Below are 12,921 nucleotides of genomic sequence, written 5' to 3'. Positions count from 1 at the left end.
AATGACGACGATGGATCGTTTGCAGTACGAAACCGACCGCACGGGCTTCAACCTGTTCGGCTCTGCCCGCCGCGGATTGCGGCTGGCCTATCACGCCATGCGGATGCGCAGCGATCGCGCCGCGCTGCGCGCCATGCCGGACTATTTGCTCAAAGACATGGGCATCAGCCGCTCGCAGATCGAGCACTACACGTCCACGCGCGCCGCGCTCGCCGCAGCCGGCAGGACGGATGCCTGAAGCGGATGAACGACTGCATCGGCGGCCGGCCGGAAGGCAGGTGAAAACCCCGGCTCGCCGGGGTTTTCGCGTTCCGGCGCGAAGCACTGCCGGCATTGGAACCGGTCGCGGGCTGCCCGCCCAAATGAAACGGGCGATGCAATTTCCACGGTGGGCGTATCAGAAATTCCACGCTGCCATCCACTCTCGTTCAAACGCATCGGCGTCAGAAAGGAAGCCGTCACGGCAACCAAGCCGCAAAGCAACCTTCGGAGTAGTGACATGCAACCTAACACCAAACCTGCCCGCGTTCCGCTCAACGGCGTCGACACACCGAACCTCCTGGCGACCATCAATTTCGTCGCCGGTCAGCCGGAGCTGGCGAAGTTCCAGTTCCGCGCCCACAACGAATGGATCGAAGGCACCCACAGCAAGAGCGTCATGCATGGCTTCCACGGTGCCGGCCAGGAGCAGAAGCACGAGAAGCCCTTCTATGCCGACAGCGACCATCCGGCGATCCTGTGCGGCGCCGACAACGCCCCGACCCCTGTCGAGTGGCTGCTGCATGGGCTGGCGAGCTGCCTGATGGCGGGGCTCGCCAACATCGCCGCCGCGCGCGGCATCAAGCTCACCAGCGTGAAGTGCTCGGTCGACGGCGACATCGACCTGCGCGGCATCCTCGGCATCTCGGACGAGGTACGCAACGGCTTCCAGAACATCCAGGTGTCGTTCGAGGTCGAGGGCGACGCGCCGGCCGAGAAGCTCGAGCAGCTGGTCGAGCAGGCCCGCGCACGCTCGGCCGTGTTCGACGTGCTGACCAACGGCGTGCCGGTCACGGTCGGCATCAAGACCATCCAGTGACCTAAAGCGCGTCGTCCTGAAAACGGTTCAGGCGACGCGCCTTAAGTTCTTTGTTTTGACGCATGTCGTTGTCCCAGAACCGCTGCACACTTCTGGGCCAAATGCGTTAGCTGAAGCGACGGTTCGGAGAAATCCGGACCGTCTCTCCCAGGGCCTCGGAACACAGCCATGAAACATGCTGACGTCGTCATCATCGGCGGCGGGCAGGCCGGGCTTGCGCTCAGCCATTGCCTTGGCCGCGCCGGAATCGACCATGTCGTGCTGGAGCGCGGCCGCATCGGCGAGCGCTGGCGCACGCAGAGCTGGCGATCGCTGAGGCTGTTGACGCCGAACTGGCTGAACGGCCTGCCCGGCTCGCCCTATGACGGCCCGGACCCCGACGGCTTCAGGACAAAGGACGTGTTCGTCCATGATCTCGAAACCTATGCAAGCCGCTGGCAAGTGCCGGTGGAATGCAACGTCGAGGTCACCTCCTGCAGGCGGACCGGCGGCAGCTTCGCGCTTTCCACCAGCGCCGGCGACTGGTCGGCCAGGGTCGTAGTGGTGGCGACGGGGCATTGCGACCGGCCGATGATGCCCTTTGTGTCCAAGACCAGAGGCGGACCGCTGAATATCCACGCTTCGCAGTATCGCTCTCCCGGCGAGCTGCCGCCCGGCGGGGTGCTGATCGTCGGCGCCTCATCTTCCGGCGTGCAGATCGCCGACGAGCTCGCGCGCGCCGGCCGGCGTGTGATGCTGTCCGTCGGCAAGCATACGCGCCTGCCGAGACTGTGGCGCGGCAAGGACATCTTCTTCTGGCTCTGTCAGATGGGCGTGATGGCCCAGCCGCTCGACGGACTTGCCAATCCGGAGAGCGCCAGGCGGCAGCCCTCGCTGCAACTCGCCGGACGACCGGACAAGGCCGATGTCGACCTTGCCACGCTGCAGGCGCTCGGCGTCGAGCTCACCGGCCGCGTGCGCGGCATAGCCAACCGCGAGATTGCCTTTGCCGACGATCTTGCCGCGCAGATCGCGGCGGCGGACGCGAAGCAGGGGCGGCTGCTTGCCGAGATCGACCGCTTCGCCGGCGCCGCGCGGCCCGGCCGGCGCGAGCCGGTGGCGACGCCCTCTGCGCGCCGCCAGCGGCTTTCGCTGTCGGAGGGGGCGACCGGCACGGTGATCTGGGCGACGGGCTATGCCCGCTCGTTCGACTGGCTGGAGCCGTCGGCGGTTGGGCCGGATGGCGAGCTGGCGCACCGCGGCGGGATCACCAGCGTTCCCGGACTCTACGCGCTCGGCTTCCGCTTTCTGCGCAAGCGCGATTCCAACTTCATCGGCGGCGCCGGCGTCGACGCGCAAGCGATCGCCGCCGAGGTCTCCATCTATCTCGACCGCAAAGGTCGCCAAGCCGCCTGAGAGGCCGCCGTGAGGACACCGAAGATGCCAACGACCGCGATTTCCCTGCCGCCCACGCCCAAGCGCGCCCATTACGACGCCATCATCGTCGGTGCGCGCTGCGCCGGCGCCTCGACGGCGCTGCTGCTTGCCCGCGCCGGCCTGACGGTGCTGACGATCGAGCGCCGGCCCTACGGCTCAGACACGCTGTCGACGCACGCGCTGATGCGGCCCGCCGTGCTGCAGCTGTCGCGCTGGGGCCTGCTCAAACCGCTGCTCAGGGCCGGCACGCCGCTGATCGAGACAACGACGTTCCACTATGGCGAGGAGGAGATCACGATTCCGCTCAATGCCGGGCCCGATCTTCCCGGGCTGATCGCGCCTAGGCGCACCGTGCTAGACCGCATGCTCGTCGATGCCGCGCGCAAGGCCGGCGCCGAGTTCCTGCACGACGTGGCGGTCGGCGACCTCTTTGCCGACACGCGCGGACGCGTGCGCGGCGTCGAGATCCGCGGCGCCGGCCGCGCGGCCTTACGTTTAAGCGCCGACATCGTGATCGGCGGCGACGGCATCGGCTCCACGGTGGCGAAATGCTGCGACGCGCAAGTGCTCAGAAGGGGCACGGTCTCGGCAGCCCATGTCTATGGCTACGCGCCGGTCGAACCCGGCGCCGGCTATCACTGGTATTTCCGCGACGGCATCGCCGGCTCCCTCATTCCGACCAATGCCGGGCTGGCCTGCATCGTCGCTTCGGTGCCGACCAAGCTGTTCGACGAGCGCTTCCGCCTTGATCATTTCCGCGCCCGCATGGAGGTGCTCGAGGCGCTTTCGCCGGCACTGGCCGAACAGGCGAGCCGGGCGCCCGACGATGCCCGCCTGCAGGCTTTCCGCGGCGTGCCGGGCTACATCCGCCACGCTCACGGACCAGGCTGGGCGCTGGTCGGCGATGCCGGCTTCTTCCGCGACCCGATCACCTCGCACGGCATTGCCGACGCGCTGCGCGACGCCGACGGCCTGACGCGGGCGATCCTGGACGGATCGGAAGCAGCCTTCGCGACCTGGCAGCAGGAGCGCGACCTCTTCGCCCATCAGATCCTCGACACCACCGACGCCATTGCCGGTTTCGACTGGTCGCTGGCCGATATCGGCGAGCGGCACCGCCGCTTCAGCGCCGTGATGAAGGCCGAGGTCCGGGCGATCGCCGCACACCCGATGCCGGTCCGCCGCGCTTCGTCCGCCATGAGCGGGCTGGCGACTTATCGAGCGCCGGCAAACGAACCGCAGGCAATGGCGGGCTCGAGCCTCTATCGCAACCGAACGGGAGTAAGACCATGACCGTACATCTGATGAAGGACGGGTGGATCGGCGTCATCAAGGGGCGGCCGCAGGTCGGCACCGTCGCCGAACGTTCGCGGCGCACGCAACCGCAGGATATCGACGCCTTCGCGGAGATGACCGGCGACCGCAACCCGCTGCACTGCGACAAGGTCTTGGCCGAGGCCTCGGTGTTCGGCAAGCTCATCGTGCAGGGCGGCATCACCTCCGGCATCCTGAACGCGGTGGTCGCGGAGGACCTTCCCGGGCCCGGCTCGGTGTTCCTCGAAGTCTCCTGGAAATTCGTCAAGGCGGTCGGCGTCGGCGAACTGATCACCGGCCGCGTCGAGGTCAAGGACGTGCGCGCCGACAAGCCGATCACGAAATTGGAGACCTCGGTGCGCAACGAGGCCGGCGAGCTTTGTCTCACCGGCACCGCGACGGTGTTCACCGTGCCGCTCGCCGGGGGCGAGGCGGACAAATGACCGCCGGCAACGGTTGGCCCGGCTGTGGGTTCCGGAGCCGGGCCGATAGCCGTCAATAGTCGGTGTCGCTTTCGACGGTGACCGGACGACGGTGGTAGCGGTGATGGCGCTCGACTGAGTTCGTGACGACGACGGCGTCCGAGCGGTGATGGCGATGCCAGGCGCGGCGGCCGTTGTCATAGAATGCGACGGTGCCGTGATGGCGGTGATGAAGGCGGTGGCCTTCCTCATTGATGACGATGGCGGGACGGTGATGGTAATGGTGCCTGTGATGCGTCGTGATGACCACATCGGCCTCGGCGGCGGATGCGACGGCGGGTGCCGCGACGCAAAGCGCCAACGCTGCGAGAAGCACTGTTTTCATTGCAATATTCCTGGTTGGTGGAGCGTCCCTTCGCCGGATAAACCCCTGCCGGGCTGTTTGGTTCCGGCCTGGATCGGGCTGCCTGGCAGCAACGCAGCGAAGGTCATTTCGGGCGTTCGCGCCGCAGCGCAACATATCTGAGGTAAGTGCTCGCCGCGGCGTCGCAGGCGCGTCGCGACGGTCCGTTCGCGATCAACACGGCCTTGGCAAGCTTGTCGGAGAGCCCGTATTTGCTGGCGAAGGACGCTGTTTCATAGGGCTGGTCTTCCAGATCGTCCGCGAGTCCGTCGGTCATATATCGCCTCCCGATGCAATGGCGCGTCAGAAATGCGGAAGCATGACTTAGGTTGCGGCGGTCGATCCTCTTCTTTGCTTTCCGGACTTCAGTCCGACGGCGCTTCGGACGGTTGGCCGATGAGTGGAACGAACGCTCTTGGTCGCCGTTTGCCGGCAAGCAATTCGCCGATGGGAGGATAAATATGGAAGACCCGACCAACAGTGTCCTGGAGGCTCGCTGGCTGCTTGCCGTGCCGGCTTCGATGGTCCTCACCGTGCTGATAGCCGGGTTCCTGCTTTCATAGCGTCGCCCATGAATCGGCTCCTCTTCATCGTCGCCGATTTTCTGTCCCGGCCGCCCGGCTTCTATGCGATGGTTATCGCGATGTTTGCGTGCACCTTGCTCGTACCCTTCGGACTTACCAACACGGTGACCTATGCCCTGTCGGCAGCGGCCATCGTCATCACGGGGATCGTGCTTATCCAGGGGTACCGGGACACGGCGGCCATCCACGCGAAACTCGACGAGATCGTGATCGCGCTGCGGCAGACACGCAATGACGTGGTTGGGCTCGAGCATGCGGACACGCATGAGATCAAGTCGAAGCTGGTCGAGCTGGAGCGCGAAGCGGAAGCCGGCTCGGCCGAGGCGGCATCGAAGAACGAGACGAATGAGGCCGGTGCCGCAGCGGGCGGGGGGCGTTGGGGTAGCTGAAGCACCGGCCGAAGGGGGCGGAATGGGCACCGCCGCCACCCAAAGATAATCTTCCCACGCCAAGATTAAATTACGCGATCGCGGTAGGAGATTTCCTACGACCCTGCCGTACCGGCGACGAAGGCCCGGACGTGGGCGACGAACTCGTCGAAGGCCGGCTCGCCCTCAAGCAGGATGTGGTTTTGGCTTTCCAGCTCGAAGAAGCTGGCGCCGGGAATGCCTGCCGCCATGGTGCGGCCGGACTCGACCGGGGCAACATTGTCTTCCCGCGCGTGCAGCACCAGGGTCGGCACCCGCACTTTTTCGAGCAGCTCGCTGACATCGATCACGGAAAAGGCGGTCTGCAGGCGCCAGGCGTCGTCCGGCAAAACCGTGCGCCGCATCAGATCGTCCATCCAGGCGAAATGTTCGTGCGTGGCGCCGGGGATGAACATGGAGCAGAAGGCTTGGCGGAACATCGGGTTCGACTTGCCCCAGCTCTCGCGCATCAGCGTCGATACGGCCTCGCGCGTGGCGATCTCGCCGGGGTCGCCGCGCGCCCGCCAGCCTTTGACGTAGCCGCCGTAGAGGATCATGCCCGAGACTTTCTCGGGGTGGCGTATGGCATAGGCGATCGAAACCGCGCAGCTCTGCGACAGACCAAGAAGCGTGAAGCGATCGAGCCCCGCGGCCTCGACGACGCATTCGAGATCCGACACCATCGTGTCGAACGAGACGTCGGCCACGTGGCGTTGCGACAGGCCATTGCAGCGCTCGTCGTAGCGCACCAACTGGTTCCGGCGTGACAGTTCCCTCATCCAGTGCCGCCAGATCGGGCTGTCCCAGTCGAAGGTCAGATGCGACATCCAATGCGCGGCGCGCAGGATGGGCGGGCCGCTGCCGGTCTTGGCAAAAGCAAGCCTTGTGCCGTCGCGAGCCCGGCAGAAATGGACGGCGCGGCCGGGATCCTGCGCGGGCGTCGGGCTGTTGGCAAGCTGAGTGGAAGGTGATTGCATCTGGGCCACGTCCGTGGCGCCGCGTTGCGCGGAGCGTCCCGTCGGCTGGGCGGCTGCCGCCCTCACCTTCTCCTCCAGCGCTTCGATCTCTTCCGCCAGGCCGATATCCTCCGGCAGCAGCCGGCGCAGGCGCCTGGCAAGCGGCAGCGCACGCCTCGGCTCGCCGGCCAGGCGCTCGATCAGCTCGCGCAACATGCCGAGCTCGGCGATCTCGACCTCGCTGGCGACGCCCGCGCGCCAGGCCTCGTATTCGAAGCAGCGTTCAAGCGAAAGATCGGCAAGGAAATCGCCGCGGATCGAACCGGCCGCGGCCTCCAGCTCTTCCGTGGACGCCATGGAAAGATCGGCCTTCACCAGCGGCAGCAGCCGGGCATAGTCCGTGCCAAGTTTCAGCGAGACAGTGTTGCGGTCGGCGACCAGAGCGGATTCGTCGTCGCCGAGCACCTGGCGGATCTTGGACAGGCTCCAGCGCAAGGCGCCGCGCGGATCGTCGGGAATGTCCCAGAAGATTTCGCAGAGCCGCTCGCGCTGATGCGCCTTGCCGGTGACGGCGAGATAGGCAAGCAAGGCTCTCGTCTTGCGCGACGGAGGCAGGTCGAGCAGCGCGCCGTCGCGGACCACCTGGAAGTCGCCGAGCACGCACAGGTCCAGCAGCCCCTTATGCGGAGCGTCGGTCATCCGGCCGGGCACCCTTCCACTGCCATCTGGCTCCTCGTCGATGCGGCGGGAGAAGACCGCACCGGAATATCAAAATCGGCTAATTTACGGAAGCCGATACGGCAAGAAGGACATTGGGAATGTGCGATGGGTTACATTGGCGGCGATGCGTACTCTCCCTTCGAGGGGAGCTGTCGCCGAAGGTGACAGAGGGGGCGCTTCGCGTGAAGCGCCAGCGCTCTCCCCGACATCAGACGGCGTTGGCAATCCAAGTGAGACGCCCCCCCTCTGTCCTGCCGGACATCTCCCCCGCAAGGGGAAGATTGGATGTTACCGACGCTTTCGCAAACCTCCAACCACCGCAATTGCCACCGCCAGGGCGACCAAACCCGCCGCCACTGCGAACGTAAACGCCATCCCGCCGGCGACTGCTTCCGGTGCCGCGGCGCCGACCTCGCCAGTGCCCACCGTGAACGCAAACACCGCGCCCATCACCGCCGTGCCGGTGATCAGGCCGAGATTGCGCGACAGGCTGAGCATGCCCGAGACAACGCCGCGCTCGTTCTTATCGACATTGGCCATGACGGCGGTGTTGTTCGCCGCCTGGAAGAGCTGATAGCCGGGCGTCAGCAGCATGATCGCCGCCGCGTAGCCGGCGACGCCGAACAGCCCCGGCAGCAGAGCAAGTGCGAGGCAGCCGATGGTCATCAGCACCAGCCCGGCAACGACCATGGCGGACGCGCCCAGGCGATCGACGAAGCGGCCGGCAGTCACGCCGCACAGCGCCGAGACGACCGGGCCGATCGACAGCACGGCGCCGACCTGCGCCTCGTCCAGGCCCAGCGCGCGCGACAGGAAGAAGGGCCCGACGACAAGCGTCGCCATCATCACGGTGGAGACCAGCCCATTCATGGCAAGGCTCGGCGCCAGCACCGGATCGCTGAACAGCGCTGGTTTGACCAGAGGCGACGCCACTCTCCGCTGCGCATAAAAGAACAGGCCGGCGCCGAGAACGGCCATGCCGAGCAGCGCGATGTTCGTGCCGCCGAAATGGCCGCGTCCTGCCGTCATTGCCAGCGCATAGGCGGCGAGCGTCAAGGCAAGCAGCAGCGTGCCCAGAATATCGAAGCGCGGGCCAACGCCCTGCGCCTCACTGCGGAGGATCGTCGCGGTTTGATCGCCCGGCAGGAAGCGCCGGGCGAGGATCATCGCCACGACGCCCAGCCCTGCAGTGACGAGGAAGATCGCGCGCCAACCGAGGGAAGCGATCAGCACGCCGCCAAGCGACGGCCCGAGCGCCGTGCCGATCGCCGACATGGTGCCGAGCAGGCCCATGCCGCTGCCGGTGCGCTCTTTCGGCATCGTCGTGCCAACCAAGGCAATGGTCAGCGCCATCATCACCGCGGCCCCGAGGCCTTGAGCGGCGCGGGCGGCGACCAGCAGCGGCAGCGACGGCGCAAGCGCGGCCGCCAGCGACGCGGCGCTGAACAGGCCAAGACCGGCGACCAGCAGCAGCCGGCGGCCGACCAGATCGCCAAGCCGTCCGACGCTGACGATGAGCGCAGTGATGGCAAGCAGATAGCCTAGCACCACCCATTGCACCGCCTGGAAGGATGCAGCGAAGGCGGTGCTCAGCGTCGGCAGCGCGACATTGGCGATGCTGGTGCTGAGCGAGGACAAAAGCATCGCCAGCGACAGGCTGGCCAGCGCGCCGCTTGCCGAGTGGCTTGCGGGAGCGGTGCGTGGATCTGCGATATCGGCCATGGTTCTTCTCCGGCTCGGGTGGAACTTGCCGGGAGAATAGGTGCCTGGCCGATGCGGCGGAACGCGCAGCATTTGCACTCGAATAGTGCATGAAACGCCATATCACTGCATCGAGGACGTGCTAAGATCGCGCCATGTCCCGACCCGATCTCAACCTGCTCGTCACGCTGGACGTGCTCATCGCCGAAGGCAGTGTCGCGAAAGCCGCGCGGCGGCTGAAGCTCAGCCCGTCGGCAATGAGCCGCGCGCTCGCAAGACTGCGCGAGGTGACCGGCGATCCGCTTCTGGTCCGCGCCGGGCGCGGCCTGGTGCCGACGCCGCGCGCCATCGAGCTCGGGACGGATGTCGGCCGGCTGGTGAAGGAGGCGGAGGCTGTGCTGCGCCCCGCCGAACGCCTTGATCTGAAGCGGCTTACGCGCAGTTTCACGCTGCGCAACAGCGATGGTTTTGTGGAAAATTTCGGCCCTTCCCTTCTCGCGCGCGTCGCGGAGGAAGCGCCGGGCGTGCAGCTGCGCTTCGTGCCGAAGCCCGACAAGGACAGCGCGCCGATGCGCGAAGGCAGTGTCGATCTCGAGACCGGCGTTATCGGCGGCTCGACCGGCCCGGAGGTGCGGGCGCAGGCGCTGTTCCGCGACCGTTTCGTCGGCGTGGTGCGCAGCGGCCATCCGCTGTGCGACGGCAAGATCACCGCCGCCCGCTTCGCCGCCGGCCGGCATATATTGATCTCGCGCCGCGGGCTGGATCGCGGGCCTATCGACGACGCGCTGGAACTCGCCGGGCTGACGCGGACAATCGCCACCGTGGTCGGCGGCTTCGCGGAAGCGCTGGCGCTGGCGCGCGGCTCCGATCTCATCGCCACGGTGCCCGAGCGCTATACCGGCAAGCTGCGCGAAGGCCTGCTCACCTTCGCATTGCCGGTGAAGCTCGCCGGGCTCACAATCTCGCTGCTATGGCACCCGCGCCTCGACGCCGACCCCGCGCATCGGTGGCTGCGGGGCCTTGTGAGGGAGGTGTGCGGCGGGCGGTGAGACAGCCGATCTCCTTTCGCGGCGACCGGCACGCAGGCAGGCGAGGCGCGAAGGAACGCCGCGCCGACAGACCGACACGCCGGGACGGAGCGGAGGGACGCCCAACAAGAACCCCCGCTCCGTCGCTGCGCGAGCACCTCTGCCCGATCTGCCGGCCAGGACCTGCGCCGGGACACTTCGAGCAACCGATCGCCCACCCTCATCGGATGGCGAATTTTAGCATCCCTGCATGTGCGCATCATGAAGCGGTTCACAGAGCGGCAGCGTTCCTCTCCGCAGTCTTTGAGGGGCGACGAAACCGCTAGCGCGACGGGTAATTCACTGCCGTTTGCCCGCCAATGCTGCGTTGCCGAAATGCGCCCAAAAAAAGTCAGGTTGAGAACCGGACCTCAAAACGCCTCAACCAGTGAAAAACCAGCCTATTCAAACGTGTAGGCGGCAACATTCGTGTCGCTTGCCGCAACGGCCGAAAAGCCCGGAAATCCGCCATTTCGGAGCCTGCCGGCGCGGCAACCGCGGAAATGCGGCAGCCCGATTTCGGCATTGCACAACGGAAAAAAACGCTGTTCCGGAGGCGCCGCCGCCGACGTTGACAGCCAGCCGGGCCAATGGCAATCCGCAGTGACTGGTTACGCCATGACCGTTGCTGTTGGGGACGGACGGGGTTTCAGCAGCTTGGCGGCGGCGCCGGACGGGCGGGCACTTGCGTAGTGTACCGCCCGCTCCTGGCCGGCAGCGGCGCGAGGTTTCGCGTACGAGGCTCAGAAAGGGTGCCCAGACCGCTACTGACGAACCGTTGCCAGCTTTTCAAGCGTCGGCTTGCTGTACGTCTTCTTGATCGCAATTCCCACCTGAAGACGCTTCGCGTGGGCGAGCGCCGCCGGGGAGCGACCATCAAGCTTGCGGCCGGAAGCGTTCACCAGGCGCTCCGTACGACGCAACAGGTCGTAAGAGCGGATCAGCGCCCTTCTGCTCTCCTCTATCAGTTGGTCCTGGAAATCTGCGGCCGCGTGCCCGCGCGGGCAAGTGGGGATTCTTGTTCTCGAGCATGCCGCTCTCCCTGTTCAGATGGGAGCGCGGATCAACGTCTCTCAGTCGCCAATGGTGTCCGGTGGGTGGTTACCAGCGATACGGCAGGGTACGCCGATTGGCGCGCCGTGGCAAAGCCAATAGTTTCGACCGATCTCGGACCGCCGCAAAGGAGTGCCGCAGGGCGGCCTGGCTCGCCTCAGAAGGTAAAGCCGGACGACGGCGCGGCGGCGGTCGCGGCCGACAGCCTGCCGCGCTTTTGCAGCCGCGGCTTTTCGTAAGTCTTCTTCATCGTCCATTCCTGGGCGGGTCAACGACCTGCGCAGGTGAACGCGATGCGGCCGCCCTGTCAAGCTTAGCCCGGGAATGCTTGCCCTGCTGGCTGTTGCTTAGGTCAGCGCGGCGGGAGCGGGGCCGACGACCCGGCAACGACGCTCGACAGCTTCTGGCGCTTCACCAGCACCGGTTTCTCATAGATCTTCTTCATGGATATGCCCCTTGCCCAATTTGCCGCCTCAAGACGCAAGGGAAGTGCCGTTTTGTCAAAAAACGTTTTCGTGAGATGCGTGCAAAGCGAGCCGGCTGCAACCGAATGCGGGCAGGCTGTGGTGAGCCGGCAACATCGAGCCTGCTGAGGTTCGTTCCTAGCCCGCGTGCTGCAGCCAATGGCGGTCGAACACGTCGAGGATGGCGCGGTACTCGGACGGCGGGATTTGGTTGACGCCGCCGTCGCTGTCGGCACTGAGGAACTGGCCGAGCTGCCGGTCGACCGCTTCCGGGTGCTCCATGACGATGCCGAGGCTCGCGAGATCGGCGGCGATCGAGGTGCCCGGCGGCAGGTACCCGCCCCATTGCTCGGCGGCTGGCGCATCGCGCAGGCGCACCAGCAGGATTCTTGTCAGCGAGGGCTGCGCCTCCGGGCCGATGATGGCGGTGCCGACCATATAGCCGCCGAGCACGCTCACCGGCTGCGTCTGCGGGAACAGGCAAAGGAAGAACTGCGCTTCGCCGCCCACCTCCTTCAGATGTAGGTAGAGGCTGCGCTTTGCCGGCGTGACCGGCCCGCCGAGCTGCAACTGCCCGGTCGGCAATGTCTCGCGATATGTGGCGGTGAACGCATGCGCGCCGGGCCCCGCCTCGATCGACAGGCGGCCCCTGATGAGCTGGCCGCGATAGTAAGGCGACCAGGCGCGCGAATAGCAGGCAAAGGTCCCGGCAAGCGCCAGCCCGGTGCCCTTGTCGTCATGTCCGGGCGAGGCCTCGGCCTGCGCGTGGGCGCGGCGTTCGAGCTCCGTCGCGTCGATGCCGTGCCGGGCCGCGATCGCGGCCGTGAAGCTCGGCAGACCGCTCTCGGCGATCCAGGCGCCGGGTCGCTCGAGGCGCAGCACTTTCGCCCAGTCTTCGTAGACGCTGTGCTCGCGAGGCTGGGCGCGGCCTTGCAGCCATTTGTCGGCGCGGCCGATATCGAAAGCCGTCTTCGGATTGACCGCTCGGAACGCCGCCGCCAGATCCTTGCGGCTGGCGGTTCCCAGCACGACCGAAGTCAGTCGTAACTTCTGCGCGATGTTCAGTGCCATCCGGCTGCACCTGTTCCGTCCCGACAGAATCGGGATTGGCCTCTTGTTCGAGCGAAGATCATGCTTTCACGGCCGCCGCAAGCTCACTGGGCAGTGCAACCAGGAGCAAGCAAGCCGTCCCGCCGGCTCCGCAGCAGCGCCGCAGGACGATCCAGGCCAAGCCATCCGCCTGCACTGGACCTGCATTTCTAGAGCGGGATGAAATTGTTGGGAGTCGTTGAGGATTCCCAAATCAGCGGGTTTATGATTCACCATTCATGCTGGG

At 66.3% G+C, this 12,921-nt stretch carries 15 protein-coding genes; 7 read left to right on the top strand and 8 right to left on the bottom strand.

Annotation, left to right across the window (positions count from 1 at the left end; translation table 11 throughout):
* The first annotated feature begins 1 nt into the window (after position 1).
* From CK218_RS27015 to CK218_RS26995, 5 genes are all read left to right on the top strand, one after another.
* Entirely contained in the window at positions 2-238 is a 237-nt protein-coding gene (locus CK218_RS27015; protein ID WP_164746786.1) for a DUF1127 domain-containing protein, read from the top strand.
* Between the two features lie 261 nt (positions 239-499).
* Positions 500-1,078 (top strand): OsmC family protein, encoded by a 579-nt coding sequence (locus CK218_RS27010; RefSeq protein WP_095801426.1) that lies wholly within the window; start codon positions 500-502, stop codon positions 1,076-1,078.
* A 168-nt stretch (positions 1,079-1,246) separates the two neighbouring features.
* Positions 1,247-2,473 (top strand): NAD(P)/FAD-dependent oxidoreductase, encoded by a 1,227-nt coding sequence (locus CK218_RS27005; protein WP_095829473.1) that lies wholly within the window; start codon positions 1,247-1,249, stop codon positions 2,471-2,473.
* Positions 2,474-2,497: 24 nt separating this feature from the next.
* Positions 2,498-3,787 carry an NAD(P)/FAD-dependent oxidoreductase gene (locus CK218_RS27000; RefSeq protein WP_143749710.1) on the top strand — a complete coding sequence of 430 codons (1,290 nt, stop codon included), beginning with the start codon at positions 2,498-2,500 and terminating at the stop codon, positions 3,785-3,787.
* Complete coding sequence (locus CK218_RS26995) at positions 3,784-4,251, top strand: MaoC family dehydratase (protein ID WP_095829471.1); 468 nt, start codon at positions 3,784-3,786, stop codon at positions 4,249-4,251. The genes CK218_RS27000 and CK218_RS26995 overlap by 4 nt, the downstream gene beginning before the upstream one ends.
* 52 nt (positions 4,252-4,303) lie before the next feature.
* Here the strand turns inward: CK218_RS26995 and CK218_RS26990 are convergent, their stop codons facing one another.
* Both CK218_RS26990 and CK218_RS26985 read right to left on the bottom strand, forming a co-directional pair.
* A complete protein-coding gene (locus CK218_RS26990; protein ID WP_066999469.1) occupies positions 4,304-4,615 on the bottom strand; it encodes a hypothetical protein in 312 nt (103 codons plus the stop codon).
* A 103-nt stretch (positions 4,616-4,718) separates the two neighbouring features.
* Entirely contained in the window at positions 4,719-4,910 is a 192-nt protein-coding gene (locus CK218_RS26985; RefSeq protein ID WP_095829470.1) for a hypothetical protein, read from the bottom strand.
* A gap of 294 nt (positions 4,911-5,204) precedes the next feature.
* Between CK218_RS26985 and CK218_RS26980 the strand changes: the two genes are divergently transcribed.
* Positions 5,205-5,606 (top strand): low affinity iron permease family protein, encoded by a 402-nt coding sequence (locus tag CK218_RS26980; RefSeq protein ID WP_095829469.1) that lies wholly within the window; start codon positions 5,205-5,207, stop codon positions 5,604-5,606.
* A gap of 95 nt (positions 5,607-5,701) precedes the next feature.
* Here CK218_RS26980 and CK218_RS31235 read toward each other — a convergent pair whose 3' ends face one another.
* Both CK218_RS31235 and CK218_RS26970 read right to left on the bottom strand, forming a co-directional pair.
* Complete coding sequence (locus CK218_RS31235; protein ID WP_245435205.1) at positions 5,702-7,279, bottom strand: alpha/beta hydrolase; 1,578 nt, start codon at positions 7,277-7,279, stop codon at positions 5,702-5,704.
* A gap of 309 nt (positions 7,280-7,588) precedes the next feature.
* On the bottom strand, positions 7,589-9,022 hold the full coding sequence (locus CK218_RS26970; RefSeq protein WP_245435204.1) for an MFS transporter: 1,434 nt from the start codon (positions 9,020-9,022) through the stop codon (positions 7,589-7,591).
* Between the two features lie 134 nt (positions 9,023-9,156).
* Between CK218_RS26970 and CK218_RS26965 the strand changes: the two genes are divergently transcribed.
* Positions 9,157-10,050, top strand: a complete 894-nt coding sequence (locus CK218_RS26965) for a LysR family transcriptional regulator (RefSeq protein WP_067322378.1) — start codon at positions 9,157-9,159, stop codon at positions 10,048-10,050.
* Between the two features lie 782 nt (positions 10,051-10,832).
* Here the strand turns inward: CK218_RS26965 and CK218_RS30800 are convergent.
* The 4 genes from CK218_RS30800 to CK218_RS26950 all read right to left on the bottom strand — a co-directional run bounded on the left by CK218_RS30800 (position 10,833) and on the right by CK218_RS26950 (position 12,656).
* Positions 10,833-10,970 (bottom strand): hypothetical protein, encoded by a 138-nt coding sequence (locus CK218_RS30800; protein ID WP_156751039.1) that lies wholly within the window; start codon positions 10,968-10,970, stop codon positions 10,833-10,835.
* A gap of 308 nt (positions 10,971-11,278) precedes the next feature.
* Positions 11,279-11,371: a hypothetical protein gene (locus tag CK218_RS26960; RefSeq protein ID WP_082953785.1), complete on the bottom strand. Its 93-nt coding sequence runs from the start codon at positions 11,369-11,371 to the stop codon at positions 11,279-11,281.
* A gap of 102 nt (positions 11,372-11,473) precedes the next feature.
* Positions 11,474-11,566 (bottom strand): hypothetical protein, encoded by a 93-nt coding sequence (locus CK218_RS26955; protein WP_082953784.1) that lies wholly within the window; start codon positions 11,564-11,566, stop codon positions 11,474-11,476.
* A 157-nt stretch (positions 11,567-11,723) separates the two neighbouring features.
* Positions 11,724-12,656, bottom strand: a complete 933-nt coding sequence (locus tag CK218_RS26950; RefSeq protein WP_095829467.1) for a hypothetical protein — start codon at positions 12,654-12,656, stop codon at positions 11,724-11,726.
* Between the last annotated feature and the right edge of the window lie 265 nt (positions 12,657-12,921).

The organism is Mesorhizobium sp. WSM3879 (assembly GCF_002294915.1).
Lineage (GTDB): Bacteria > Pseudomonadota > Alphaproteobacteria > Rhizobiales > Rhizobiaceae > Mesorhizobium.
This window is presented reverse-complemented; position numbering and strand designations above follow the sequence as displayed.

Excerpts from the sequence above, each read along its gene's own strand:
- CK218_RS26980 (WP_095829469.1), top strand. The coding sequence starts at position 5,205 with ATGAATCGGCTCCTCTTCATCGTCGCCGATTTTCTGTCCCGGCCGCCC.
- CK218_RS26955 (WP_082953784.1), bottom strand. The coding sequence starts at position 11,566 with ATGAAGAAGATCTATGAGAAACCGGTGCTGGTGAAGCGCCAGAAGCTG.
- CK218_RS31235 (WP_245435205.1), bottom strand. The coding sequence starts at position 7,279 with ATGACCGACGCTCCGCATAAGGGGCTGCTGGACCTGTGCGTGCTCGGC.
- CK218_RS27005 (WP_095829473.1), top strand. The coding sequence starts at position 1,247 with ATGAAACATGCTGACGTCGTCATCATCGGCGGCGGGCAGGCCGGGCTT.
- CK218_RS27015 (WP_164746786.1), top strand. The coding sequence starts at position 2 with ATGACGACGATGGATCGTTTGCAGTACGAAACCGACCGCACGGGCTTC.
- CK218_RS26995 (WP_095829471.1), top strand. The coding sequence starts at position 3,784 with ATGACCGTACATCTGATGAAGGACGGGTGGATCGGCGTCATCAAGGGG.
- CK218_RS26960 (WP_082953785.1), bottom strand. The coding sequence starts at position 11,371 with ATGAAGAAGACTTACGAAAAGCCGCGGCTGCAAAAGCGCGGCAGGCTG.
- CK218_RS26970 (WP_245435204.1), bottom strand. The coding sequence starts at position 9,022 with ATGGCCGATATCGCAGATCCACGCACCGCTCCCGCAAGCCACTCGGCA.
- CK218_RS26965 (WP_067322378.1), top strand. The coding sequence starts at position 9,157 with ATGTCCCGACCCGATCTCAACCTGCTCGTCACGCTGGACGTGCTCATC.
- CK218_RS26985 (WP_095829470.1), bottom strand. The coding sequence starts at position 4,910 with ATGACCGACGGACTCGCGGACGATCTGGAAGACCAGCCCTATGAAACA.
- CK218_RS26950 (WP_095829467.1), bottom strand. The coding sequence starts at position 12,656 with ATGGCACTGAACATCGCGCAGAAGTTACGACTGACTTCGGTCGTGCTG.
- CK218_RS26990 (WP_066999469.1), bottom strand. The coding sequence starts at position 4,615 with ATGAAAACAGTGCTTCTCGCAGCGTTGGCGCTTTGCGTCGCGGCACCC.
- CK218_RS27010 (WP_095801426.1), top strand. The coding sequence starts at position 500 with ATGCAACCTAACACCAAACCTGCCCGCGTTCCGCTCAACGGCGTCGAC.
- CK218_RS27000 (WP_143749710.1), top strand. The coding sequence starts at position 2,498 with ATGCCAACGACCGCGATTTCCCTGCCGCCCACGCCCAAGCGCGCCCAT.